Source organism: Enterobacter sp. CPE_E890 (assembly GCF_046521475.1).
Classification (GTDB): Bacteria; Pseudomonadota; Gammaproteobacteria; order Enterobacterales; family Enterobacteriaceae; genus Enterobacter; species Enterobacter adelaidei.
Genome location: NZ_JBKFZW010000002.1, coordinates 51,758 through 76,879 on the forward strand (window position 1 = coordinate 51,758; position 25,122 = coordinate 76,879).

Consider the following 25,122-nt stretch of genomic DNA (forward strand, 5'->3'; position numbering starts at 1 on the left):
TTGGAGGGAGATGGTAAATGTTGGCTTCACCGGGAGCGAAACGACGGTCAGGGATGTTGTGGCTAAGTGGCGTAAGCAGGTTAACAGTCCCGTTATCGCCCCAGTTCGACTCCCCTCAGCATCCAGGGTAAGCCGCTGGTTAATGCCCTGGCGAATGATCAGAGGAGAAGAAAACTATGCATCCCGCTTCATCGAATCGATGTGCCAGAAAGAACCGCAACTGAAAATGGCGCAACAGCTGTCGCTCGACTTCTATCGAATGCTGAAAACGAAGAATAAATCGCAGTTAAATCAATCGTTCACTGACGTAAGTCAAAGTGGGCTCATTGACCTTCAGCGTGTTGCGGCCAGTATGGAAGCGGATGCAACAGCAATACACGAAGCGATAAGCAGCAGATGGAGTAATGGCGTTGTGGAAGGCCATGTAAACCGCCTGAAGATGCTGAAACGACAGATGTACGGTCGAGCTGGCTTCGAGTTACTTCGACGACGAGTCATGAGCCCTCTGGCTTAAACAACTCCACCTAAGTTGCGGAAGACCCAGTTTTGCACCGTTGGTAACAATGATGATATCTTGGACATGATCGGATGGATGAGCCCTGACCGGAAAACCAATTTTCTGAGTCATTCTGCGAATCTGCGATTTTATGCATTGTGCTCTGTGGAAGGGTTGAATAGCTATATAGCCCCGGAAAAAATTAAGGCGCAGATAAAGGTTTCACGTGGTGGAAAAGGTATCAGCAGGTTAATCAGGGTGCTCGGGAAAAATGAGTTCATCCGAATTGTGAAAGATAGCCAGACGGTACTCACTATCGGCATGGACAATTCCATTGCGACTGGCTAGGTCAATTCATCGCCGTTGCTGTCATTAATTCCGGGTTTAGCACAAGAGTTGTTTATTAGTTTAAATATTAATAACTGGATGATAATTAGATGAATAATATCGAGATAATTGAATCAGGATACAATGCGTTATGTGATGCTTATAATAATTCCGTTATCAGTCTTAAGCGCTCCTCCCTATATGAAGATTTACTAGTCCATATGGATATTCCTGAAAAAAACAGGAGCCGATTCACTTATGCTACTTTGAATGATCGCGACGAAATAATCGCAATATGTGTGTTTATTGTCTCTCTTGATGAGGGAACAACTGATGTAGGATGGTTTGTTAGAGCGGACTTTAGAGGTAAAGGGGTTGGTAGAGATACAGTAGAAAAGGCATTCAACGAGTTTAAGAATGGTCTCAAGGGGGCTGGAGTTGAGGCTATTTTTATTGGCGCCACTGTTGATAATGGTAATACTCCTTCAATTTCATTGGGGCAGAGGTTTATAGGCGGAGAAGAAATAATAGAAAAAGAAGACGGGACTACCATCTACTCATACCTCAATCGTTTCACGCTTTAGTTAATGGGAGAGGGTCAATGGAAAGAGTGAGTACCTATGTCATGGGGTAGTGACCGGGTAGCTGCGATAACTGCCAACTTTTCATCCCTCCACCTTCACGCACAAACGAACGTATATGTGACAGGTACGACATGCTGATAGGCTACATGCGGGTATCGAAGGCGGACGGCTCCCAGGCTACCGATTTGCAGCGCGACGCGCTGATTGCCGCCGGGGTCGATCCAGTACATCTTTACGAGGACCAGGCATCCGGCATGCGCGAGGATCGGCCCGGCTTGACGAGCTGCCTGAAGGCGTTGCGAACTGGCGACACACTGGTCGTGTGGAAACTGGATCGGCTCGGACGCGACCTGCGACATCTCATCAACACCGTGCACGACCTGACTGGGCGCGGCATCGGCTTGAAGGTATTAACCGGGCACGGCGCGGCCATCGACACCACGACCGCCGCCGGCAAGCTGGTCTTTGGCATCTTCGCCGCCCTGGCCGAGTTCGAGCGCGAGTTGATCGCGGAGCGCACGATTGCCGGCCTAGCCTCGGCCCGCGCGCGCGGGCGGAAAGGCGGCCGGCCGTTCAAGATGACCGCCGCCAAGCTGCGGCTGGCGATGGCGGCAATGGGTCAGCCAGAGACCAAGGTCGGCGACCTGTGCCAGGAACTTGGCGTCACGCGGCAGACCCTGTATCGGCATGTTTCACCCAAGGGTGAGCTACGTCCAGATGGCGAGAAGCTACTCAGCCGAATTTGATGCCGGCATGAGGCAACGTAGCGACAGCGTGGTTTGTCTCAATGGGAAGCGCTCATGATCGATCTTTGAAGGCCCGCAGCAGTCGTGTCACAGACAGGACGAACAAACCGGTCAGCGTGAGGGCTGCGATACCCCAGTACTCTCCGATGAACGCGCCGGCCGTCGTGCCGGCCAGCACAATGGCGAGAATCGGCAAATGGCAGGGACAGGTGAGCACGGCCAGCGCGCCCCACAGGTAGCCGGTGATCGGTTTGTGCGTCTCGGACGGCAAGCGCTCGGGGCTGTTCATGGCAGACTCTCCGCGTGCTGTGCCGGCTCGGTCGGCATGGTGGCCAACTGCACCTCCAGATCGGCCAACGCTTCGCGCCGACGCTCGACGAACTGGCGCAGAACGGCAAGCTGCGCGGCCGCTTCATCGCCGTCCGCAGCATCCAGCGCCCGGCACAGCCGCGCCAGCGCGTCCAGGCCGATGCCCGCCTCGAAGGCCGCCCGCACGAAGCACAGCCGTTGCAAGGCGGCATCATCGAACAGGCCATAGCCGCCCGGGGTGCACGCCACCGGACGCAGCAATCCGCGCAGCAGGTAGTCGCGCACGATATGCACGCTCACCCCGGCATCAAGGGCCAGCCGGGACACGGTGTAGGCGCTCATTGAAAACCTCCTTTTTTTATCCAGCGCAGCAGGAAAGCTGCTTCACGTCCTTGTTGAAGGTCTGCGCCGCAAGCTTCAACCCCTCGACCATTGTCAGGTAGGGGAACAACTGGTCGGCCAGTTCCTGCACCGTCATGCGGTTGCGGATGGCGAGCACCGCCGTCTGGATCAGTTCGCCCGCTTCCGGGGCCACCGCCTGCACGCCGATGAGCCGTCCGCTACCTTCCTCGATGACCAGCTTGATGAAGCCGCGTGTGTCGAAGTTGGCAAGCGCTCGCGGAACGTTGTCGAGTGTCAGCGTGCGACTGTCGGTCTCGATGCCATCGTGGTGCGCTTCCGCCTCGCTGTAGCCCACGGTGGCGACTTGCGGGTCGGTGAACACCACTGCCGGCATCGCGGTCAGATTGAGGGCTGCGTCGCCGCCGGTCATGTTGATCGCGGCACGGGTGCCGGCGGCCGCTGCCACGTAGACGAACTGCGGCTGGTCGGTGCAGTCGCCGGCCGCGTAGATGTTCGGGTTGCTCGTGCGCATGCCTTGGTCGATAACGATGGCCCCTTGCGCATTGACAGTGACCCCCGCCGCGTCCAGCGCGAGGCTGCGCGTATTCGGTGCCCGACCGGTGGCAACCAGCAACTTGTCAGCGCGCAATTCACCGTGTCCGGTGGTCAGCACGAATTCGCCGTTCACATGGGCGACCTGGCTGGCTTGCGTGTGCTCCAGCACCTCGATGCCCTCGGCGCGGAAAGCGGCTGTCACGGCCTCGCCGATGGCCGGGTCTTCCCGGAAGAACAAGGTGCTGCGTGCCAGGATCGTGACCTGGCTGCCGAGCCGGGCAAAGGCTTGCGCCAGTTCCAACGCCACCACCGACGAACCGATCACGGCCAGGCGTGCGGGAATGGTGTCGCTGACAAGCGCTTCGGTGGAAGTCCAGTAGGGTGACTCTTTCAGGCCCGGAATCGGCGGCACGGCCGGACTGGCACCGGTGGCGACCAGGCAGCGGTCGAACGTTACCTCGCGCTCGCCACCCTCGTTCAAACGGACGACCAGGCTCTGGTCGTCCTTGAAACGCGCTTCACCGTGCAAAACGGTGATGGCTGGATTGCCGTCCAGGATGCCTTCGTATTTGGCGTGCCGCAGTTCATCGACACGGGCCTGCTGCTGGGCCAGCAGTTTGCTGCGGTCAATCGCAGGCACAGTTGCCGCAATACCGCCGTCGAACGGACTTTCCCGGCGCAGATGGGCAATATGGGCAGCGCGGATCATGATCTTGGACGGCACACAGCCGATATTGACGCAGGTGCCGCCGATGGTGCCGCGTTCGATCAGCGTGACCGTCGCGCCTTGCTCGACGGCCTTCAGCGCCGCCGCCATCGCGGCCCCGCCGCTGCCAATGATGGCGATATGCAAACCGGCGCCCTCAAGTGCATCACGGATTTTTGGTTCATCTTTGAAATCACCAACCCGGATCGAGCCTTGATAACCCAATGCGGCGATGGCGGCCAGCAGTTGGTTGTGGCTCACGGCGGTGTCTGCCATGACTTGCGCGCGGCTTTCTGGATAGGACACCACAGCGGCATTCACGCCGGGAATCTTTTCCAAAGCATCTTTGACATGGGTGGCGCAGGATGTGCAGGTCATGCCATTCACGGTGATTTCGGTCATTTTTTTACTCCATTGAATTTCGGGGTGCAGCAGGCATCGGCTTGGCGTTTTCGTTGGATGGCGTAGATGGTCAAGCCGATGAAAATCGCCAGCGCAGGCAGCAGCACATAGTCCAGATAGCCGGTCAGCGCGGACAAGCCGACCACACCGAGCAAAATGACCAGAACAGGGGTGAAGCAACACAGCGCCACGAGGGTTGTGCCAATGATGCTGACCCGCAGCAGTGTCTTCGGGTCTTTCATGATCAGTTCTTGACTGATGATGGGTAGCCCGCATCCTCGGTAGCCTTGGTCAGTTTCTGCACGCTGGTCTTGGCATCATCGAAGGTGACCACCGCTTCGCGCGTCTCGAAGGTCACGTCAACTTTACTGACGCCATCGACCTTGGAAATCGCCTTCTTGACAGTGATCGGACAGGCCGAGCAGGTCATGCCCGGTACGGACAGCGTAACGGTCTGGGTGGCGGCCCACACGGGGGCAACAACGGCAGCGAGGGCAAGGGCGGAAAGCAGCTTTTTCATGGTGAACTCCTGTGATCAATAGAAAAATGGCACGACGTAGGGAAATCCGAGCGCGACCAAAACCAGCACGGCCACGCCCCAGAAAATGAGCTTGTAAGTAGCTCGCACTTGGGGAATCGCGCAAACCTCACCCGGTTTGCAGGCGGCTGACGGCCGGTAGATGCGCCGCCAGGCGAAGAACAACGCCACCAGCGCCACGCCGATAAAGATGGGGCGATAGGGTTCCAACACCGTCAAGTTGCCGATCCAAGCGCCGCTGAACCCCAAGGCGATCAGAACCAGCGGCCCGAGGCAGCAAGCCGAGGCGAGGATGGCGGCCAGCCCGCCAGTGAAGAGCGCGCCGCGCCCGTTTTGAGGTTCAGACATACGTTTGTCCTTTCGAATCTGAATTGGATAGCTTAAGCTTACTTCCGTAGTTATGTACGGAGTCAAGCGATATGGAAAACAATTTGGAGAACCTGACCATTGGCGTTTTCGCCAGGACGGCCGGGGTCAATGTGGAGACCATCCGGTTCTATCAGCGCAAGGGCTTGCTCCCGGAACCGGACAAGCCTTACGGCAGCATTCGCCGCTATGGCGAGACGGATGTAACGCGGGTGCGCTTCGTGAAATCAGCCCAGCGGTTGGGCTTCAGCCTGGATGAGATCGCCGAGCTGCTGCGGCTGGAGGATGGCACCCATTGCGAGGAAGCCAGCAGCCTGGCCGAGCACAAGCTCAAGGACGTGCGCGAGAGGATGGCTGACCTGGCGCGCATGGAGGCCGTGCTGTCTGATTTGGTGTGCGCCTGCCATGCGCGGAAGGGGAACGTTTCCTGTCCGCTGATTGCGTCACTGCAAGGGAAGAAAGAACCGCGCAGTGCGGACGCGGTGTAGCCCGAGGGAACTACGCCTTAGCGTGCTTTATTTAATGAGATGGTCACTCCCTCCTTCCCAGTACTATGCTGAGGACAGGCTTTCATTCGGAGAACCATCATGGAAAACATTGCGCTTATTGGTATCGATCTGGGTAAGAACTCTTTCCATATTCATTGTCAGGATCATCGTGGGAAGGCCGTTTACCGTAAAAAATTCACCCGACCAAAGCTAATCGAATTTCTGGCGACATGCCCGGCAACAACCATCGCGATGGAAGCCTGTGGCGGTTCTCACTTTATGGCACGCAAGCTGGCAGAGTTAGGGCATTTTCCAAAGCTGATATCACCGCAATTTGTCCGCCCATTCGTTAAAAGCAACAAAAATGACTTCGTTGATGCTGAAGCTATCTGTGAAGCAGCATCACGTCCATCTATGCGTTTCGTGCAGCCCAGAACCGAATCTCAGCAGGCAATGCGAGCTCTGCATCGTGTCCGTGAATCCCTGGTTCAGGATAAGGTGAAAACAACTAATCAGATGCATGCTTTTCTGCTGGAATTTGGTATCAGCGTTCCGCGAGGTGCTGCCGTTATTAGTCGACTGAGTACCCTTCTTGAGGACAGTAGTTTGCCTCTTTATCTCAGCCAGTTACTGCTGAAATTACAACAGCATTATCACTATCTTGTTGAGCAGATTAAAGATCTGGAATCTCAGTTGAAACGAAAGTTGGACGAAGATGAGGTTGGACAGCGCTTGCTGAGTATTCCCTGCGTTGGAACGCTGACTGCCAGTACTATTTCAACTGAGATTGGCGACGGGAAGCAGTACGCCAGCAGCCGTGACTTTGCGGCGGCAACAGGGCTGGTACCCCGACAGTACAGCACGGGAGGTCGGACGACATTGTTAGGGATTAGCAAGCGGGGCAACAAAAAGATCCGAACTTTGTTGGTTCAGTGTGCCAGGGTATTCATACAAAAACTGGAACACCAGTCTGGCAAGTTGGCCGACTGGGTCAGGGAGTTGTTGTGTCGGAAAAGCAACTTTGTCGTCACCTGTGCTCTGGCAAACAAGCTGGCCAGAATAGCCTGGGCACTGACGGCGCGACAGCAAACTTACGAAGCATAAAGGCAGAAATACACCAGTTTAAACAATCATTCATCTGGTTTTGCGAATACTGATATTGATGATACTAACGGCCCACCGGCCTGTTGAGGAACCTGTAAAACGGAAAGGCTCATTGAAGCCGTATATTTTCTGGAGGTTCATCAGGCGCGGAACTCATCGAGGCGCGGGAATAAAATCCCATTCAGACGCCGGATAGATTCAAGCAAGCCAACTTGTCGTCAAAATCGGTGTTGCAAAAACGGGAGTGACCATAGATTCGTTTTCTGAGGCGACTCCAACGTCAGAAAAGACCGTGCGGTCGACTTTTGATATTTCGTGCTGTCGCCTTCTGAAAGTGACAGAAAATACCGCGCTCAGCCATCTTTTCCTCCAGATTACGCAGCCTCAGGGAGTAAGCCAGATACCAGCGAACACATTAAGCGATAATATCGACAGGGTAATGTAAACGTTTAAAGGCTTTTCGGATCAGAGGTATGAGCAAGTAACATCGCAAAAAATAGTACGTTACCTGATGCCGCCTTAATGCGACAGAACCTTTTTAGCCTGCCGGAAGATTGAGTCGTACATGGAGTGGCAGGGTATAGATTATTCTCCGCGCAGTTGGCGGCGTTTTGGTCAATGTGTGCACTCTGGAAGCCAGGAACGGGATACACCACATCGGTATTCATCCGCGTGCTGTAACAGATAGCGCACCGCGCCGCGCTTTTGTCCATTATCTTAGCCTGAACTTTGTCAGGAATTGCTTTTCTGTTGGTCATTTAGTGTCAGAGCCCTGAAGAATGTTTCGGATATGATTTTCGATTTTCACGCAGACTGCCTCTGACAGCATGTCGCGGGAGACAGGGTTGACCTGAGCAGATTTCTCCGACCAGTAATGGATCCTTGTTTCACCCTGAACAAAAAGAAGACCGCATACTCCCATCGCTCCTCCTGCCGGTGCCATTGCAACAGCTGTAATGGAGTCCATCTTCTGAAAATAATCCGCCGGTGCTGGGATGTATGTGTTAAAACCGCTATTAATATCAACACCAGGAGTCCATCCAGGAATTCGAGGGCAGCAAATCGCTTCTTTCAGGTGAGGAGTTAATAGGCGGAGCAGATCGGGACGCAGGTGGATAATGACTTCAACATTTCCCGGAAAGCTGACATCTTTCGTGAAGACGGTACAGAACTCCCCATCAAAGCGCTGTTCTTCAGTTACTACAGGCGGAAGCCGGCGGAGCACCCCAACCTTTTCACACAGGCTTATCACCACTTTATCGAGCTCGTTAAAATTGGCTGCGAGCTTGCTTAACGCATCATCAGAAAGCACCAGAGCATCGCGGCTTCCGCCACCCAGCGCAATATCACACTCTGCGATCTGCGCCTGAACCTGAGCCAGGGGCAACAGCAGCCGGTCAACTGTGAAGGGCAACGCCGGGGCACTGTGCAGCCAGCACAGCCCATCGGCAAACGCCAGGCGGGAACGGGTAAATAACTGATAAAGTGAAGCCATCTCCCCGGTGCCAGCCTGGCGCTCCGCATGGCCGCGGATAAGCAGCAGTGCATCGCGGATATTCATCAAATCAGAACAGCACTTTGCCACAACATCGCCGGCAGTGTGCGGCCGAGGGGCTGGCAAAAAGGGTGACTGCTCATGCTGATCAATATAACGGTACAGATCTGTCATATTCTGGGTGACCGTTATATTCCTGCGCTGAAGTACTGCATCGACCCGGGCTTTCAGCTCGTCATCGATGCGGGCATTGACCATAGCCATACATAAGCTCCTTAACCGGTTGGAGATGTAAAGCTTATCTGCTTTACATGAGATTGTAAATCTCTTTTGCTTTACTTTTAATGTAAAGATTGCCGTCTTACATTTTTGCATAATATTCAATAATTGAAATAATTATTGTCCATCTATCAACAGTGTCCTTTCTCGTTGCCTCAGATCCGAAAACCGGTATTTCCGGATCTTCGTTCCTGCCCCCGGCGCACAGCGGCCCCGCAACACAAGATGTAGCGGTGTTTCCAGCTGACAGTGACGCTATATGTGGGGTTTGAGGTCCAATGGAACGAAAACGTACGCTAAGGATATATATTATTGATTTATAATAAAATATGAGAAAATTCCTTTTCAGGAACCCTCTCATATGATGTAACTGATGCTATTTTCTTCGTTTCTTTTGAGTACTTTTAATAGCCATATATGATGTTTCATATAGAGTTAAAAGTTTCCCCATCTGACTATCTATAGCGTCATGCTTCTCAGGATTTCTTAATTTTTGCAACAATTTAGATATATATTTCGCAGGTAATTTTATTATTAATGAATTATGAGATTGATACATTTCTTTTGTCCAATCCAAATCTCTCCCTGATTTCAATGCCTCACTTTCTTCTCTATTAATAATAAATCCTAATTTTCCATACGGACCTGTTAAATATGATTGTAATTGTCTGTACTCAGATGGGCCTAATTCTTCAAAATTTTTCGCATCAAAAACAACTTGTCTTGTTTTATAGTCTTCTAATACACGCTTCCAAAAATCTGATTTTCCACCATTGGTACCTATAATATCTCGTCTCTGAACCGCGTTACCGTTTGGATGCGGTTTTATATCTGTCAGGTGGGATGCAAATACAATTCTTAGTGCGTCTAAGCACCATTGCTCAAATTCATTAGCCCCTTCATTTCCTGTCGGTATTTGATCCAGATGAGTGGTTATTTGACCTATTGTTTTATTTCTAATGGCTGAATTATCGGAAACAACATTGATATCATATTCGTCATTTATTTCCTCAGCTTCCTCTGGAGCAAGAGCGTTGCGATTTAAATTCAAACCAAGCCAATAACATGGATGAATTAATAGTTTTTCACTGCTTTCAAAACCTTTATCTGGGGTTCGTCCATCATGGCAAAATGAATAAGATGAAGTGTTTTTATCACGTATACCCACAAATCCTACGCTATACAAACTTTGGAGGATTCCACTAGCTTTTAGTAATTGTATTTCAGAGATTATTTTGGGGTCTTCATTTTCTTCTATTGATTCGAAAGATGCTTCTATTTTTTTTAAGCAAGTGTAGACTGTTAATTCAGGTTCAATACTACGGAATGCGCTAGTTATAACTTGTATTGAAGGAAAGATCTTCTGGTACTCCTTCCAAAGGTCTTCAAGCCTGGCCATGGAAATTGACTTGGCTGCATATTCTAGATCAGTGTTAATAATGGTTTCTCGACTCTCTCTAAATGCGGAGAAAAAAGCTTCATTTAACAATGACAGTAAATCTCTGGGGCGGTAAAGGGTAAATTGCAAGCATCGTTTAAAACCACTCCTTCCTTTGAGGTCATCGGCTGTACACCTATCCCAAACCCGTTGATCTTTCTCAATATCTAGATTAAATGCCACTTTCATTCTTTTAGCCGATAGCATTAAGAGTTGTGCCCAATCCCAATGCAGCCTTATGACTTGCCCCTCTATATTTCTTGAGTAGTCAGGATCTTCCTTTGATAGCGATCTAAATATATTATCTCTTAAAAAAATGATTGGGCGAATGCATTTTGCTTTTTGATTTAATTCAATTGAGGCATATGCCAGACCAGCTATGATTCCGATTCCTATATTATCCGGTTCATATGCTTCATCTAGCTTATCCATCAATATGACAATTTTCCTGTCTGAGCGCTCAAGAAGTGAAACTATATTGCCTTCGATTTCTGAAATATTCAAATTAAATTGAAGGTCACCAATTGATTCTTCAGGATTGTTTTCATCTAAATATTCTTTTGCTACAATCCTACACTTTCTTAAAATATCACCTTGTGCAGCATTCCATTTCTTTAAATGCTCATTCAACAATGTTTCTGTCGAAATTTGAGATGATAATTTATAATGAGAAGATATATATGATGCTATCTCCATTAACATAGCATATCGCCATAATAACCTTGTGGCTGCCCTGGCTAAATTGAATGAGCCTGTAAATGGCTTCAACATTGATCTAAAGCCAATTATTTGAGTGTCGTCTGGTGAAAAACTTAGGATTAATATTTTTTTATCTTTCTTCCAATGCTCATTTAGCTGAATGAATAAAGCACTTTTACCAGTCCCTCGTCTGCCTACAACAATAGTTCGGTCATCTGTTTCAATTAAAGTTCTAAAGTCAGCAGTTTCGATGAAAGCACTGCTCAACATTTTCTTATCATTTTCTGCTGTTGTATCGCCAAACGGATTAGACTTTGAAGTAATATTAAATTCCATATTCAACCTTTTATATTAGTTGCTTTCATTTATTACTTTATATACTGTTGAACGAGCAATATTCATTGTTTTTGATATGTGTGAGGCTCCTAAACCTTGTTTCCACATATTTAATATCGCACCTCTGTTTATTTTTCTTTTTCTACCGAACACAACTCCCTTTGCCATTGCTTCTTGGCGACCTTCATTTGTTCGTTCTAATATTCTTTGACGTTCGGCTTGAGCTACAGCAGATAGAATAGTGACCACCATTTTTCCCATGTCACCATCAGTACTGATTCCGTCATCGATAAACCGGACAGCTACGCCCTGAGCGTCGAATGCTTTAATTAACTGGATCATATCGGCAGTGTCACGGCCAAGACGGTCGAGCTTCTTCACCAGAATGGCGTCACCATCCTCCACCTTCATGCGCAGCAGATCAAGCCCCGGACGATCAACTGAACTGCCGGATGCCTTATCAGTAAAGATACGATTTGCTTTCACACCTGCTTCTTTGAGCGCCCTGATCTGAATATCGAGCGACTGCTGACTGTTGATACCCGTGCGTAACCAAAAAGGCGCATAAAAATGTACCCTAAATCAAATATCGGACAACAGGTGTCTGTTATAACAAAAAATCTATTTAATAGACACATAAACAACACCATTTTAGTATGTCCGATAATTTATAATATTTCGGACGGTTGCGAAATTGTTAATTTATGACCATCAGGCAGGGAGGCCGATATGCCCGTCGATTTTCTGACCACGGAGCAGGAACTGAATTATGGTCGCTATGTTGCAGAACCCAATGACGTGCAGCTGGCGCGCTATTTTCATCTTGATGAGCGGGATCTTGCCTTCATTAACCAGCGACTGGGAAGGCATAACCGGCTGGGAATTGCGCTTCAGCTCACCACCGCCCGTTTTCTGGGCTCTTTTCTGACAGATTTAACCCGGGTTCTGCCGGGTGTTCAGCATTTTGTCGCGGTACAGCTTAACATCCGCCGTCCGGAAGTCCTTTCCCGCTACGCAGAACGGGATACTACCCTCAGAGAGCATACTGCGCTGATTAAGGAATATTACGGTTACCATGAATTTGGCGATTTCCCCTGGTCTTTCCGCCTGAAGCGCCTGCTGTATACCCGCGCATGGCTCAGTAATGAGCGACCCGGCCTGATGTTTGATTTTGCCACCGCGTGGCTGCTTCAGAATAAGGTCCTGCTGCCCGGAGCAACCACACTTGTGCGTCTCGTCAGTGAAGTACGCGAACGGGCAAATCAGCGACTGTGGAAGAAACTGGCCGCGTTGCCGGACAGCTGGCAGACCGCCCGCGTGACGGAGCTGCTGGACATTCCTGAGGGGCAGCGTATTTCACCGCTGGAGCAACTGAAAAAGGGACCTGTCACCGTCAGCGGCCCGGCATTTACCGAAGCGCTGGAGCGGTATATCCGGCTGCGAAACCTGGAGTTTTCCCGACTGAATTTTACCGGTCTGCCTGCTATACAACTGCGTAATCTGGCCCGTTACGCAGGCATGCCGTCGGTAAAATATATCGCTTGAATGCCACAGCAGAGAAAACTGGCCGTACTCACCGCATTCGTTAAAGCACAGGAGACTGCGGCGCTGGATGAAGCCGTTGATGTGCTCGATATGCTGATACTGGATATCACTCGTGCGGCGAAGAAAACGGGGCAGAAAAAGCGACTCAGGACGCTTAAAGATCTTGACCGTGCTGCGCTACTACTGGCGCGGGCATGTTCATTGTTGCTGGATGAGCAGGCTGACGATGCTGAACTGAGGGAGACAATATTCAACAGCATACCGAAAAGCAGGCTGGCAGAATCCGTCAGTAAGGTAAATGAGCTGGCCCGGCCTCAGAACAACAATTTCCATGACGAAATGGTGGAGCAGTACGGGCGGGTAAAGCGTTTTCTTCCGGCGGTATTGCGCGACCTGCATTTCCAGGCGGCGCCAGCCGGAGAACATACGCTGTCCGCTATTCATTATCTCACCGAACTGAACGGCTCGAAACAGCGCATCCTGGACGATGCGCCTGAACATATTATTACCGGCCCCTGGAAACGTCTGGTATACGATGCGGAGGGCCGGATACAGCGTGCCGGTTACTCTCTTTGTCTGCTGGAGCGCCTTCAGGATGCACTACGTCGACGGGACATCTGGCTCGAAAACAGCGATCGCTGGGGAAATCCCCGCGAGAAGCTGTTGCAGGGGGAAGAATGGCAGGCTCAGCGGGTCCCCGTTTGCCGGGCGCTGGGACATCCCACTGATGGACATAAAGGCGTGCAACAGCTGGCGGTCCAGCTGGATGAAACCTGGAAAGCCGTCGCATCCCGCTTTGAAGGAAATGCGGAGGTTCATATTTGCTATGACGGTAAACATCCTTCCCTGACTATCAGCAGCCTGGAGAAACTGGAGGAGCCACCATCGTTGCATCGTCTCAACAGTCGGGTAAGGCAGCTACTCCCGCCAGTAGATTTGACGGAACTGTTGCTTGAAATAGATGCCAGAACGGGATTTACACGTGAGTTTACGCATGTCAGTGAATCCGGGGCCCGGGGGCAGGATCTGCACATCAGCCTGTGGGCGGTCCTGATGGCAGAGGCCTGCAATATCGGACTGGAACCGCTGATAAAGCACAACATACCGGCGCTGACGCGCCACCGGCTCAGTTGGGTGAAACAGAATTACCTCCGGGCGGAAACGCTGGTCAGCGCCAATGCCCGTCTGGTTGATTTTCAGTCCACACTGGAGCTTGCTGGCCGCTGGGGTGGTGGCGAAGTGGCCTCAGCTGACGGCATGCGCTTTGTCACGCCGGTGAAAAACGTCAATTCAGGGCCTAACAGAAAATATTTTGGTTCCGGACGTGGTATCACCTGGTACAACTTCGTCTCTGATCAGTACTCTGGATTCCACGGCATTGTTGTCCCCGGCACATTACGAGATTCCATTTTTGTGCTGGAAGGCCTTCTGGAGCAGCAGACAGGGCTGAATCCGGTTGAGATCATGACGGACACAGCCGGTACCAGCGACATTATTTTTGGCCTCTTCTGGCTGCTGGGATACCAGTTTTCCCCCGGCTTGCCGATGCCGGTGAAGCGGTATTCTGGCGGGTGGATAAATCGGCAAATTACGGTGCACTGGACGAACTGGCACGTGGTTGTGCCGATCTGTCGAAAGCCGAGGATCAGTGGGATGAGATGATGCGAACCGCCGGTTCGCTGAAACTGGGCACCATTCATGCTTCAGAACTCATTCGCTCTTTGCTGAAAAGCTCGCGTCCATCAGGACTGGCACAGGCGATCATGGAAGTGGGGCGCGTCAACAAGACGCTGTACCTTCTAAATTATATTGATGATGAAGATTATCGTCGGCGGATCCTGACGCAGTTAAACCGGGGAGAAGGCCGCCATGCTGTGGCGAGGGCGATCTGCTACGGGCAGCGCGGTGAGATCAGAAAGCGCTATCGTGAAGGTCAGGAAGATCAACTGGGTGCTCTGGGCCTGGCCACTAACGCAGTGGTGCTGTGGAACACACTTTATATGCAGGAAGCCCTGAGCTGGATGCGCAGTAATGGAGAGGAAACCGGTGGTGAAGATATCGCCAGGTTATCCCCACTGATGCACGGACATATCAATATGCTGGGGCATTATACGTTCACGCTACCGGAGGATATTTTGAAGGGGGAACTGAGAGCATTAAATTTCAATTTAAACAATGAATTACCTTCTTAGCGTACGTTTTCGTTCCATTGGCCCTCAAACCCCTGGTACAGTCAGTGAACCAACGTAAATCACATATCCACCTTTTCCACCCATATCTTTTGCAAGTTCATCTATATTGGCCTGAGCATATTTTTCGCTATCAATAGTTTCCACATCCCATTGAGCTATCTGCTTATCAGGGGACTCATGAGACAACACAACAATACCTTTATCCCGGGCTTTTTTTAATACAGGCTCCAGAACCGTTGCATCATTTGGTACAACGATAATTGCATTAACATTTTTAGCAATAAGGTCCTCAATGACTTTAACTTGTTGAGCCGGATCCGGGGTTGCTGGCCCTGTCTGATAGGCATTAACATTGAGTTTATCGGCAGCTTCCTTTACGCCAACCCCCATCCGGTTAAACCATGGGATACCATTGACTTTTGCAACCAAGGCAATTTCATATTTCTCTGCTGCGAATACTGAACCGGAAAAAATATATGCTGAAGACATAGCTACGCTAAGCAATGCAATTTTAAGTTTCATATTTTTGCCTTTCTGAACTGTAGGGGGTGGATGTCATGGAAAGATTACCGGTAAAGGGAATAGCTCAGGAAGTCAGGATTACGTAATTGTGAGTTATGCACATTAATGTTAAAATTCATGATTTTTTATGTTGATTTTGTGTTAAATCATGAGGGATTGATGGGGGAAGACAAAATAAAATGTTAATTAATGGTGGTTTTAAATCATATTATTTAACCATTTGATAACATTTCAGGGGTTTTAGGTGATGCCCGAATACAGCGAATTTAAGTCATAAAATTAATTTTTTATTTCGCATGTCTCATTAGTAATTTTTATCACCATAGATAAGTCTGCTGACCGGGGAACCAGCATGCGGAAAAAAGATATGTGATTTGCAGGGGTATACACCGATACGTGCATCAGCGACTGACAACGTCTCTTACTGGTAATGAGGAGCAGGGTGGAAAAATACTTTTTCTGCAAAGTCGTGAACCCCATCTGGGGGTGTTATCTGCCTTCACAGAGATGTTGCCGGAACACAATAATGAACAGGCCGGATTATGCTATCCGGCCTGTTGTGTCAACTTGGTGATTTTTCGACAAATAGATTGAGATGGTAGCGGTAGCTGTCGAGGAACCGGGATTTACATGCATCATTCATACTGCCGGTGACCTGTTCAACGTCCACTTTCCGCCCTTGTGAGTTCATCTGGGCCAGACTTAATGCAATAAAATCAAAATCTTTTGGATGAAACTTTTCTACGTGGTGTATTGCCTGCATATTCCTCCCTTTTAATCGCCATGAAGAGTAAGGTTTATGCTCTGCTATTTTCAGTATGGCCCAGCCTCTCGATATTCTCCTGCAGAGTCGCGAAAACTGTGAGGCCAGCCGCAGATTTTGTACTTTAGGGCGTTTCCTGCCGCCGCAATCCGCCTGTCAGGCCGTCTGGTGGAGGTAAATGCTGCCATGAAGTTGCAACCCAGAATGATTGAGCTGTCATCAGGCGTATGTTTTATTTTTTATGGCTTTGTTGAATAAATCAGATTTCGGGTAAGTCTCCCCGTAGCGGGTTGTGTTTTCAGGCAATACGCACGCTTTCAGGCATACCTGCTTTCGTCATTTTGTTCAGCGCTCGTACCAGGGCCATAGCCTCCGCAACCTGACCATCGTAGTCACGCAGCGTCAGTGAACCCCCGAACAGCTGTTTTACCCGGTACATCGCCGTTTCCGCTATCGAGCGACGGTTGTAATCTGTTGTCCATTTCCACCGCGCATTACTCCCGGTCATTCGCTGATTAGCCACTGCACGGTTACGGTCTGCATATTCACCGGGCCAGTAACCCGCACCTTTTCGGGGTGGGATAAGCGCGCTGATTTTCTTACGCCGCAGTTCATCGTGACAGAGCCGGGTGTCGTAAGCGCCGTCTGCCGATGCTGCCCTGATTTTCTGTGAGTCTGCCGGATAAGACCCGGGAAGGCTTCTGAGTCCGTCACATTGTTCAGCGACAGGTCAGCGCAGATGATTTCATGTGTTTTACTGTCAACGGCGAGATGCAGCTTACGCCAGATACGGCGGCGTTCCTGGCCATGCTTTTTGACTTTCCACTCGCCTTCACCGAAGACCTTCAGCCCGGTGGAATCAATTACCAGGTGTGCGATTTCACCCCGGGTGGGCGTTTTGAAACTGACATTAACCGACTTTGCCCGCCTGCTGACACACCTGTAATCCGGGCAGCGTAGCGGAACGTTCATCAGAGAAAAATGGAATCAATAAAGCCCTGCGCAGCGCGCAGGGTCAGCCTGAATACGCGTTTAATGACCAGCACAGTCGTGATGGCAAGGTCAGAATAGCGCTGAGGTCTGCCTCGTGAAGAAGGTGTTGCTGACTCATACCAGGCCTGAATAGCTTCATCATCCAGCCAGAAAGTTATGGAGCCACGGTTGATGAGGGCTTTATTGTAGGTGGGCCAGTTGGTGATTTTGAACTTTTGCTTTGCCACGGAACGGTCTGCGTTGTCGGGAAGATACGTGATCTGATCCTTCAACTCAGCAAAAGTTCGATTTATTCAACAAAGCCTTTTTTTATATACGATCTGACGAATTCAGCAGAAGGAAACTCATCATTCGTGACGAAATAAAAATTAGTTTCCCCATTAATATAGAAATGAGTGTTTACTCACAGAAAGAAAATCAGGAGTAATTATTCTGAAGACAGATAATACAGAAGTCGTACAGCGCATTTAACTCACTTCTCAGGAGGTTAATCACTCTCTATTTGTGGACAACCGACATGTCTTAAGGCTCTGGAATAACGTGTTGATATTTCGATGCGTAGCATGCAGCGGAATATTACCGGATCAATAAAGCAGGAAGAGGCGTTTTAATTCTTTCCGCAGGATGATAGTAGGGTGACTGCCATGTCTGATTATAATGAAAAAGTGCGATCTCCGCACTTCTCGCAGGTCATTGTTCCGATCCATTTTCCGTGCTTGGCATGCACTCAACCGATGCGGGTCTGGAAGTGCGCGCATTAATACCCGATGCCACCGATGTATGGGTGATTGAACCGAAAACCGGGCGCAAAGTCGGTAAACTCGAATGCCTCGACACACGCGGGTTCTTTAGCGGCGTTCTGCCGCGCCGGAAAAATCCTTTTCGTTACCAGCTGGCCGTCACCTGGCACGGTCAGCAAAACCTGATTGACGACCCCTATCGCTTTGGCCCGCTGCTGCAGGAGCTTGATGCCTGGCTGCTCGCTGAAGGGACTCATCTGCGGCCCTACGAGACGCTGGGAGCCCATGCCGACACCATGGACGGCGTCACCGGACGCGTTTTTCCGTCTGGGCGCCGAACGCCCGTCGTGTGTCGGTGGTCGGACAGTTCAACTACTGGGACGGCCGCCGCCACCCGATGCGTCTGCGCAAAGAGTCCGGCATCTGGGAGCTGTTTGTCCCCGGCGCGCATAACGGCCAGCTGTATAAGTTCGAGCTGATTGACGCCCACGGCCACCTGCGGGTGAAATCCGACCCGTATGCCTTTGAGGCACAGATGCGCCCGGAAAGCGCGTCGCTTATCTGCGGCATGCCGGAAAAGGTCGAACAGCCACAGTCCCGTCAGCAGGCCAACCAGTTTGATGCACCGATTTCGATTTATGAAGTGCACCTTGGCTCGTGGCGCCGCCACGCCGATAACCATTTCTGGCTCAGCTACCGCGAGCTGGCGGACCAGCTGGTGCCTTACGCGAAGTGGATGGGCTTCACCCATCTGGAGCTGCTGCCGGTAAACGAACATCCGTTCGACGGCAGCTGGGGCTATCAGCCCACCGGGCTGTACGCGCCGACCCGCCGTTTTGGTACCCGTGAAGACTTCCGCTACTTCCTGAATGCTGCCCATGCCGCGGGTCTGAACGTGATCCTCGACTGGGTGCCGGGCCACTTCCCGTCGGATGACTTTGCGCTGGCATCGTTCGACGGCACCGCGTTGTATGAACACAGCGACCCGCGAGAAGGTTATCACCAGGACTGGAATACGCTGATCTACAACTACGGTCGCCGTGAAGTCAGCAACTTTCTGGTCGGGAACGCGCTGTACTGGATTGAACGCTTCGGGATCGACGCCCTGCGCGTGGATGCGGTTGCGTCAATGATCTACCGCGACTACAGCCGCAAAGAGGGGGAGTGGGTGCCCAATGAGTACGGCGGCCGGGAAAACCTCGAAGCGATTGAATTTCTGCGCAATACCAACCGTGTGCTCGGTGAGCAGACGCCGGGAGCGGTCACGATGGCGGAGGAGTCCACCGACTTCGCCGGGGTTACACGACCGTCTTCGACGGGCGGTCTTGGCTTCTGGTTCAAATGGAACCTCGGCTGGATGCATGACACCCTCGACTATATGCAGCTCGATCCCATCTATCGTCGTTATCATCACGACAAGATGACCTTCGGGATGCTCTACAACTACACCGAAAACTTCGTGTTGCCGCTGTCACACGATGAAGTGGTTCACGGCAAAAAATCGATTCTTGACCGGATGCCTGGCGATGCCTGGCAGAAGTTCGCCAACCTGCGCGCCTACTACGGCTGGCTGTTTGCCTTCCCCGGTAAAAAGCTGCTGTTTATGGGCAACGAGTTTGCCCAGGGGCGGGAGTGGAACCACGACGCCAGCCTCGACTGGCATCTGCTGGAAGGGGGCGACAACTGGCATCACGGGGTGCAGCGTCTGGTGCGCGATCTGAACCATACCTATCGCCACCATAAGGCACTGCACGAACTGGATTTTGACCCCTACGGCTTTGAATGGCTTGTTGTGGATGACCATGAACGGTCGGTGTTTATCTTTGTCCGTCGCGATAAAGCCGGGAACGAGATAATCGTGGCGAGCAACTTCACGCCAGTACCGCGTCACGGCTATCGCTTCGGGATTAACCAGCCGGGGCGCTGGCGTGAAGAGCTGAACACCGACTCGATGCACTACCACGGGAGCAACACCGGCAACGGCGGCTGCGTGGCAAGCGAGGCGATCGCCAGCCACGGTCGGGAGCATTCGCTGTCGGTGACTCTGCCGCCGCTGGCGACAATCTGGCTGGTACGGGAATCTGCAGGGCAATAAAACGCGCAGCTGATTTATTGCAGCTGACTTATTACCGGAGGTGATCACTTCTGAATTATTTTGCAGAAGAGTGAGGCTTTTTCTTCATTATTTTCTTTTATGGCTTTTATTTAATAGCAGGACATTATTATGAGTAAACTTGAATATACTGACAACTTAATGCTGTCGCGCCAGTTACCGCTTAAATCCGTGGCCCTGATCCTCGCCGGCGGACGTGGCACACGATTAAAAGACCTGACCACTATTCGCGCAAAACCTGCGGTGCATTTCGGCGGTAAATTCAGAATTATTGATTTTGCTTTATCGAATTGTATTAACTCCGGAATAAGACGTATCGGGGTCATTACACAATATCAGTCCCATTCACTGGTGCAGCATATTCAACGCGGCTGGGCATTCTTTAACGAAGAAATGAATGAGTTCGTGGATTTATTACCGGCGCAGCAGCGGGTGCATGGTGAGAACTGGTATCGGGGGACGGCGGATGCCGTGACCCAGAATCTGGATATTATCCGCCGCTATGATGCGGAATATGTCGTTATTCTGGCCGGGGACCATATCTATAAACAAGATTATTCGCGGATGCTGCTCGATCACGTTGAAAAAGGGGCGCGCTGTACCGTGGCCTGCCTGCCGGTCCCGGTTGAAGAGGCAAGCGCTTTTGGCGTCATGGCCGTGGATGAGAATGACAAAATCATTGAATTTGTTGAAAAACCGGCTAATCCGCCCACCATTCCTGGCGATGAAACCCGCTCGCTTGCCAGTATGGGCATTTATGTGTTTGATGCGGAATATCTCTACCAGCTGCTGGCAGAAGACGATCGGGATGAAGGCTCCAGCCATGATTTTGGCAAAGATATTATTCCCAAAATAACGGCGGCAGGTGAAGCGTATGCGCATCCGTTCCCGCGCTCCTGCGTACAGTCCGATAATAATGCCGAGCCATACTGGCGCGATGTCGGGACACTGGAGGCGTACTGGAAAGCGAATCTGGATTTAGCCTCTGTGGTACCTGAACTGGATGTTTATGATCGTAACTGGCCTATCCGGACTTATGTCGAGTCGCTACCCAGCGCTAAATTTGTTCAGGACCGTTCCGGCAGTCATGGCATGACCATGAATTCTCTGGTATCCGGCGGCTGTATTATTTCCGGCTCGGTGGTGGTGCAGTCGGTTTTATTCTCCAAAGTTCGCATTAACTCGTTTTGTAATATTGATTCGTCGGTTTTATTACCGGGCGTCTGGGTCGGTCGCTCCTGCCGGATAAGACGCTGCGTGATCGACAGGGGATGTGTTATTCCGGAGGGAATGGTGATTGGCGAAAATGCCGTTGAGGATGCGCAGCGTTTTTATCGTTCGGAAGAGGGGATCATCCTCGTTACCCAGGAAATGCTGAACCGACTTGAACTATGAAGCCGTTGGCGGAAATAAAAGCTGCCGCAGCTGTGATTGCCGTCATTGGCATCGCGTCGCCTTCATGCCTGAATAATTAAGGAGCATCCATGCGAGTTTTACATGTAGGAGCGGAGATGTTCCCTCTGTTGAAAACGGGGGGGCTGGCTGATGTGACCGGTGCTCTCCCGGCGGCGCAAATAGCCGAGGGCGTGGATACCCGCGTGCTGCTGCCGGGGTTTCCCGCGATCCGCGACGGAGTAGGGGAACCGCAGGTGGTGGCCAGCAGGGAGACCTTCGCCGGGCCGATGACGCTGTTGTTTGGCGACTTTAACGGCGTGGGCATCTATCTGATTGATGCCCCGCATCTCTATGACCGACCGGGTAATCCTTATCATGACCCGCAGATGCAGGATTATCCCGATAACGTCCTGCGTTTCGCGCTGTTGAGTTGGGTCGCGGCTGAGCTTGCTGGCGGTCTGGATCCGTTCTGGCGGCCTGAAATCGTCCACGCCCATGACGGGGTTTGAGGGCCAATGGAACGAAAACGTACGCTAAGAAGGTAATTCATTGTTTAAATTAAAATTTAATTCTCTCAGTTCCCCCTTCAAAATATCCTCCGGTAGCGTGAACGTATAATGCCCCAGCATATTGATATGCCCGTGCATCAGTGGGGATAACCGGACGATATCTTCACCCCCGGTTTCTTCTCCATTCCTGCGCATCCAGCTCAGGGCTTCCTGCATATAAAGTGTGTTCCACAGTACCACTGCGTTAGTGACGAGGCCCAGTGCACCCAGTTGATCTTCCTGACCTTCACGATAGCGCTTTCTGATCTCACCGCGCTGCCCGTAGCAGATCGCCCTCGCCACAGCATGGCGGCCTTCTCCCCGGTTTAGCTGCGTCAGGATCCGCCGACGATAATCTTCATCATCAATATAATTTAGAAGGTACAGCGTCTTGTTGACGCGCCCCACTTCCATGATCGCCTGTGCCAACCCTGATGGGCGCGAGCTTTTCAGCAAAGAGCGAATGAGTTCTGAAGCATGAATGGTACCCAGTTTCAGCGAACCGGCGGCTCGCATCATCTCATCCCACTGATACTCGGCTTTCGACAGATCGGCACAACCACGAGCCAGTTCGTCTAGTGCACCGTAATTTGCCGATTTATCCACCCGCCAGAATACTGCTTCACCGGCATCGGCAAGCCGAGGAGAAAACTGGTATCCCAGCAGCCAGAAGAGGCCAAAAATAATGTCGCTGGTACCGGCTGTGTCTGTCATGATCTCAACCGGATTCAGCCCTGTCTGCTGCTCCAGAAGGCCTTCCAGCACAAAAATGGAATCACGTAATGTGCCGGGAACAACGATGCCGTGGAATCCAGAATACTGATCAGAGACGAAGTTGTACCAGGTGATGCCACGTCCGGAACCAAAATATTTTCTGTTAGGTCCTGAATTGACGGTTTTCACCGGCGTGACAAAGCGCATGCCGTCAGCTGAAGCCACTTCGCCGCCACCCCAGCGGCCAGCAAGCTCCAGTGTGGACTGAAAATCAACCAGGCGGACATTGGCGCTGACCAGCGTTTCTGCCCGGAGGTAATTCTGTTTCACCCAACTGAGCCGGTGGCGCGTCAGCGCCGGTATATTGTGCTTTATCAGCGGTTCCAGCCCGATATTGCAAGCCTCAGCCATCAGGACCGCGCACAGGCTGATGTGCAGATCCTGCGCCCGGGCCCCGGATTCACTGACATGCGTAAACTCACGTGTAAAGCCCGTTCTGGCATCTATCTCAAGCAACAGTTCCGTCAAATCTACCGGCGGGAGTAGCTGCCTTACCCGACTGTTGAGACGATGCAACGATGGTGGCTCCTCCAGTTTCTCCAGGCTGCTGATAGTCAGGGAAGGATATTTACCGTCATGGCAGATATTAACCTCCGCATTTCCTTCAAAGCGAGATGCGACGGCTTTCCAGGTTTTATCCAGTTGGACCGCCAGCTGTTGCACGCCTTTATGTCCATCAGTGGGATGTCCCAGCGCCCGACAGATGGGGACCCGCTGAACCTGCCATTCTTCCCCCTGCAACAGCTTCTCGCGGGGATTTCCCCAGCGATCGCTGTTTTCGAGCCAGATGTCCCGTCGGCGTAGTGCATCCTGAAGGCGCTCCAGCAGACAAAGCGAGTAACCGGCACGCTGTATCCGGCCCTCCGCATCGTATACCAGGCGTTTCCAGGGGCCGGTAATAATATGTTCAGGCGCATCGTCCAGGATGCGCTTTTTCGAGCCGTTCAGTTCGGTCAGATAATGAATGGCGGACAGCGTATGTTCTCCGGCTGGCGCTGCCTGGAAATGCAGGTCGCGCAATACCGCCGGAAGAAAACGCTTTACCCGCCCGTACTGTTCCACCATTTCGTCATGGAAATTGTTGTTCTGAGGCCGGGCCAGCTCATTTACCTTGCTGACGGATTCTGCCAGCCTACTTTTCGGTATGCTGCTGAATATGGTCTCCCTCAGTTCAGCATCGTCAGCCTGCTCAGCTAGCAACAATGAACATGCCTGCGCCAGCAGTAGCGCAGCACGGTCAAGATCTTTCAGCGTCCTGAGCCGTTTTTTCTGCCCCGTTTTCTTCGCCGCACGAGTGATATCCAGTATAAGCATATCGAGCACATCAACGGCTTCATCCAGCGCCGCAGTCTCCTGTGCTTTAACGAATGCGGTGAGTACGGCCAGCTTTCTCTGCTGTGGCATTCGCACGATATATTTTACCGACGCCATGCCTGCGTAACGGGCCAGATTACGTAGTTGTATAGCGGGCAGACCGGTAAAACTCAGTCGGGAAAACTCCAGGTTTCGCAGCCGGATATACCGCTCCAGCGCTTCGGTAAATGCCGGACCGCTGACGGTGACAGGTCCCTTTTTCAGTTGCTCCAGCGGTGAAATTCGCTGCCCCTCAGGAATGTCCAGCAGCTCAGTCACGCGGGCGGTCTGCCAGCTGTCCGGCAACGCGGCCAGTTTCTTCCAAAGTTGCTGATTTGCCCGTTCACGTATTTCACTGACGAGACGTACAAGTGTGGTTGCTCCGGGCAGCAGGACCTTATTCTGAAGCAACCAGGCGGTGGCAAAATCAAACATCAGGCCGGGTCGCTCATTACTGAGCCATGCACGGGTGTATAGCAGGCGCTTCAGGCGGAAAGACCAGGGGAAATCGCCAAATTCATGGTAACCGTAATATTCCTTAATCAGCGCAGTATGCTCTCTGAGGGTGGTATCCCGTTCTGCGTAGCGGGAAAGGACTTCCGGACGGCGGATATTAAGCTGCACCGCGACAAATTGCTGAACACCCGGCAGAACCCGGGTTAAATCTGTCAGAAAGGTGCCCAGAAAACGGGCGGTGGTGAGCTGAAGCGCAATTCCCAGCCGGTTATGCCTTCCCCGTCGCTGGTTAATGAAGGCAAGATCTCGCTCATCAAGATGAAAATAGCGCGCCAGCTGCACGTCATTGGGTTCTGCAACATAGCGACCATAATTCAGTTCCTGCTCAGTGGTCAGAAAATCGACGGGCATATAGGCCTTCCTGCCTGACGGTTATATATTAACAATTTCGCAACCGTCCGAAATGTTATAATTTATAAGACAGCATAAAACGGCAGGCATGGACTGTCTATTAAATC

General features: G+C 51.5%; 16 protein-coding genes and 8 pseudogenes. 10 read left to right on the plus strand and 14 right to left on the minus strand.

Annotated elements, in window-relative coordinates; genetic code table 11:
- Nucleotide 1: 1 nt before the first annotated feature.
- The 3 genes and pseudogenes from ACLHV9_RS24790 to ACLHV9_RS24800 all read left to right on the plus strand — a co-directional run.
- Nucleotides 2-514, plus strand: a pseudogene (locus ACLHV9_RS24790) (transposase); the annotation flags it as partial.
- Nucleotides 515-933: 419 nt separating this feature from the next.
- Complete coding sequence (locus ACLHV9_RS24795; RefSeq protein WP_013213991.1) at nucleotides 934-1,407, plus strand: GNAT family N-acetyltransferase; 474 nt, start codon at nucleotides 934-936, stop codon at nucleotides 1,405-1,407.
- 131 nt (nucleotides 1,408-1,538) lie between these two features.
- Nucleotides 1,539-2,153, plus strand: a complete 615-nt coding sequence (locus ACLHV9_RS24800) for a recombinase family protein (protein ID WP_000904941.1) — start codon at nucleotides 1,539-1,541, stop codon at nucleotides 2,151-2,153.
- Between the two features lie 52 nt (nucleotides 2,154-2,205).
- Here ACLHV9_RS24800 and merE read toward each other — a convergent pair whose 3' ends face one another.
- The 6 genes from merE to merT are packed head-to-tail and all read right to left on the minus strand — an operon-like array spanning nucleotide 2,206 to nucleotide 5,353.
- Nucleotides 2,206-2,442: a broad-spectrum mercury transporter MerE gene (gene merE, locus ACLHV9_RS24805; protein WP_001087809.1), complete on the minus strand. Its 237-nt coding sequence runs from the start codon at nucleotides 2,440-2,442 to the stop codon at nucleotides 2,206-2,208.
- Nucleotides 2,439-2,804: a mercury resistance co-regulator MerD gene (gene merD, locus ACLHV9_RS24810; protein ID WP_003465059.1), complete on the minus strand. Its 366-nt coding sequence runs from the start codon at nucleotides 2,802-2,804 to the stop codon at nucleotides 2,439-2,441. Before merD ends, merE begins: the two co-directional genes overlap by 4 nt.
- Before the next feature lie 16 nt (nucleotides 2,805-2,820).
- Nucleotides 2,821-4,467 (minus strand): mercury(II) reductase, encoded by a 1,647-nt coding sequence (gene merA / locus ACLHV9_RS24815; RefSeq protein ID WP_000136268.1) that lies wholly within the window; start codon nucleotides 4,465-4,467, stop codon nucleotides 2,821-2,823.
- A complete protein-coding gene (merF, locus tag ACLHV9_RS24820) occupies nucleotides 4,464-4,709 on the minus strand; it encodes a mercury resistance system transport protein MerF (protein WP_000654684.1) in 246 nt (81 codons plus the stop codon). The genes merA and merF overlap by 4 nt, the downstream gene beginning before the upstream one ends.
- A 2-nt stretch (nucleotides 4,710-4,711) precedes the next feature.
- Nucleotides 4,712-4,987: a mercury resistance system periplasmic binding protein MerP gene (merP, locus tag ACLHV9_RS24825; RefSeq protein ID WP_000735441.1), complete on the minus strand. Its 276-nt coding sequence runs from the start codon at nucleotides 4,985-4,987 to the stop codon at nucleotides 4,712-4,714.
- Nucleotides 4,988-5,002: 15 nt separating this feature from the next.
- Nucleotides 5,003-5,353, minus strand: coding sequence for a mercuric ion transporter MerT (gene merT, locus ACLHV9_RS24830; RefSeq protein WP_001294667.1), 351 nt, complete (start codon nucleotides 5,351-5,353; stop codon nucleotides 5,003-5,005).
- A 71-nt stretch (nucleotides 5,354-5,424) separates the two neighbouring features.
- Between merT and merR the strand changes: the two genes are divergently transcribed.
- Together merR and ACLHV9_RS24840 are read left to right on the plus strand one after the other, a co-directional pair.
- A complete protein-coding gene (gene merR, locus ACLHV9_RS24835; RefSeq protein WP_000429838.1) occupies nucleotides 5,425-5,859 on the plus strand; it encodes an Hg(II)-responsive transcriptional regulator in 435 nt (144 codons plus the stop codon).
- A 99-nt stretch (nucleotides 5,860-5,958) separates the two neighbouring features.
- Nucleotides 5,959-6,963 (plus strand): IS110-like element IS5075 family transposase, encoded by a 1,005-nt coding sequence (locus ACLHV9_RS24840; RefSeq protein ID WP_000427614.1) that lies wholly within the window; start codon nucleotides 5,959-5,961, stop codon nucleotides 6,961-6,963.
- A 343-nt stretch (nucleotides 6,964-7,306) separates the two neighbouring features.
- Here the strand turns inward: ACLHV9_RS24840 and ACLHV9_RS24845 are convergent.
- The 4 genes and pseudogenes from ACLHV9_RS24845 to ACLHV9_RS24860 all read right to left on the minus strand — a co-directional run.
- A pseudogene (locus ACLHV9_RS24845) lies at nucleotides 7,307-7,438 on the minus strand (IS6 family transposase); the annotation flags it as partial.
- Between the two features lie 279 nt (nucleotides 7,439-7,717).
- A complete protein-coding gene (locus tag ACLHV9_RS24850) occupies nucleotides 7,718-8,722 on the minus strand; it encodes a hypothetical protein (RefSeq protein ID WP_019706030.1) in 1,005 nt (334 codons plus the stop codon).
- 391 nt (nucleotides 8,723-9,113) lie between these two features.
- A complete protein-coding gene (locus ACLHV9_RS24855) occupies nucleotides 9,114-11,210 on the minus strand; it encodes a P-loop ATPase, Sll1717 family (RefSeq protein ID WP_019706029.1) in 2,097 nt (698 codons plus the stop codon).
- 15 nt (nucleotides 11,211-11,225) lie between these two features.
- Nucleotides 11,226-11,776, minus strand: a pseudogene (locus tag ACLHV9_RS24860) (recombinase family protein).
- A gap of 163 nt (nucleotides 11,777-11,939) precedes the next feature.
- Here ACLHV9_RS24860 and ACLHV9_RS24865 point away from each other — a divergent pair.
- Together ACLHV9_RS24865 and ACLHV9_RS24870 are read left to right on the plus strand one after the other, a co-directional pair.
- Complete coding sequence (locus ACLHV9_RS24865; RefSeq protein ID WP_232481329.1) at nucleotides 11,940-12,755, plus strand: DUF4158 domain-containing protein; 816 nt, start codon at nucleotides 11,940-11,942, stop codon at nucleotides 12,753-12,755.
- Nucleotides 12,756-14,947, plus strand: a pseudogene (locus tag ACLHV9_RS24870) (Tn3 family transposase).
- 33 nt (nucleotides 14,948-14,980) lie between these two features.
- Here the strand turns inward: ACLHV9_RS24870 and ACLHV9_RS24875 are convergent.
- The 3 genes and pseudogenes from ACLHV9_RS24875 to ACLHV9_RS24885 all read right to left on the minus strand — a co-directional run.
- Nucleotides 14,981-15,469, minus strand: a pseudogene (locus ACLHV9_RS24875) (substrate-binding domain-containing protein); the annotation flags it as partial.
- Nucleotides 15,470-16,031: 562 nt separating this feature from the next.
- On the minus strand, nucleotides 16,032-16,232 hold the full coding sequence (locus ACLHV9_RS24880) for a hypothetical protein (RefSeq protein ID WP_022631502.1): 201 nt from the start codon (nucleotides 16,230-16,232) through the stop codon (nucleotides 16,032-16,034).
- 298 nt (nucleotides 16,233-16,530) lie between these two features.
- Nucleotides 16,531-17,497: pseudogene (locus ACLHV9_RS24885) on the minus strand (IS5-like element IS903B family transposase).
- Nucleotides 17,498-17,895: 398 nt separating this feature from the next.
- Here ACLHV9_RS24885 and glgB point away from each other — a divergent pair.
- The 3 genes and pseudogenes from glgB to ACLHV9_RS24900 form a co-directional block, all read left to right on the plus strand.
- A pseudogene (gene glgB, locus ACLHV9_RS24890) lies at nucleotides 17,896-20,060 on the plus strand (1,4-alpha-glucan branching enzyme).
- Between the two features lie 129 nt (nucleotides 20,061-20,189).
- Nucleotides 20,190-21,473, plus strand: a complete 1,284-nt coding sequence (glgC, locus tag ACLHV9_RS24895) for a glucose-1-phosphate adenylyltransferase (RefSeq protein ID WP_088903427.1) — start codon at nucleotides 20,190-20,192, stop codon at nucleotides 21,471-21,473.
- A gap of 89 nt (nucleotides 21,474-21,562) precedes the next feature.
- Nucleotides 21,563-21,973 (plus strand): annotated as a pseudogene (locus tag ACLHV9_RS24900) (glycogen/starch synthase); the annotation flags it as partial.
- 33 nt (nucleotides 21,974-22,006) lie between these two features.
- Here ACLHV9_RS24900 and ACLHV9_RS24905 read toward each other — a convergent pair.
- Complete coding sequence (locus ACLHV9_RS24905; RefSeq protein WP_410376000.1) at nucleotides 22,007-25,015, minus strand: Tn3 family transposase; 3,009 nt, start codon at nucleotides 25,013-25,015, stop codon at nucleotides 22,007-22,009.
- Nucleotides 25,016-25,122: the final 107 nt, after the last annotated feature.

What these genes read in the sequence shown, in the direction of transcription:
- ACLHV9_RS24795 (WP_013213991.1), top strand. Translation starts at nt 934, where the DNA reads ATGAATAATATCGAGATAATTGAATCAGGATACAATGCGTTATGTGAT.
- ACLHV9_RS24800 (WP_000904941.1), top strand. Translation starts at nt 1,539, where the DNA reads ATGCTGATAGGCTACATGCGGGTATCGAAGGCGGACGGCTCCCAGGCT.
- merE (WP_001087809.1), bottom strand. Translation starts at nt 2,442, where the DNA reads ATGAACAGCCCCGAGCGCTTGCCGTCCGAGACGCACAAACCGATCACC.
- merD (WP_003465059.1), bottom strand. Translation starts at nt 2,804, where the DNA reads ATGAGCGCCTACACCGTGTCCCGGCTGGCCCTTGATGCCGGGGTGAGC.
- merA (WP_000136268.1), bottom strand. Translation starts at nt 4,467, where the DNA reads ATGACCGAAATCACCGTGAATGGCATGACCTGCACATCCTGCGCCACC.
- merF (WP_000654684.1), bottom strand. Translation starts at nt 4,709, where the DNA reads ATGAAAGACCCGAAGACACTGCTGCGGGTCAGCATCATTGGCACAACC.
- merP (WP_000735441.1), bottom strand. Translation starts at nt 4,987, where the DNA reads ATGAAAAAGCTGCTTTCCGCCCTTGCCCTCGCTGCCGTTGTTGCCCCC.
- merT (WP_001294667.1), bottom strand. Translation starts at nt 5,353, where the DNA reads ATGTCTGAACCTCAAAACGGGCGCGGCGCGCTCTTCACTGGCGGGCTG.
- merR (WP_000429838.1), top strand. Translation starts at nt 5,425, where the DNA reads ATGGAAAACAATTTGGAGAACCTGACCATTGGCGTTTTCGCCAGGACG.
- ACLHV9_RS24840 (WP_000427614.1), top strand. Translation starts at nt 5,959, where the DNA reads ATGGAAAACATTGCGCTTATTGGTATCGATCTGGGTAAGAACTCTTTC.
- ACLHV9_RS24850 (WP_019706030.1), bottom strand. Translation starts at nt 8,722, where the DNA reads ATGGCTATGGTCAATGCCCGCATCGATGACGAGCTGAAAGCCCGGGTC.
- ACLHV9_RS24855 (WP_019706029.1), bottom strand. Translation starts at nt 11,210, where the DNA reads ATGGAATTTAATATTACTTCAAAGTCTAATCCGTTTGGCGATACAACA.
- ACLHV9_RS24865 (WP_232481329.1), top strand. Translation starts at nt 11,940, where the DNA reads ATGCCCGTCGATTTTCTGACCACGGAGCAGGAACTGAATTATGGTCGC.
- ACLHV9_RS24880 (WP_022631502.1), bottom strand. Translation starts at nt 16,232, where the DNA reads ATGCAGGCAATACACCACGTAGAAAAGTTTCATCCAAAAGATTTTGAT.
- glgC (WP_088903427.1), top strand. Translation starts at nt 20,190, where the DNA reads ATGAGTAAACTTGAATATACTGACAACTTAATGCTGTCGCGCCAGTTA.
- ACLHV9_RS24905 (WP_410376000.1), bottom strand. Translation starts at nt 25,015, where the DNA reads ATGCCCGTCGATTTTCTGACCACTGAGCAGGAACTGAATTATGGTCGC.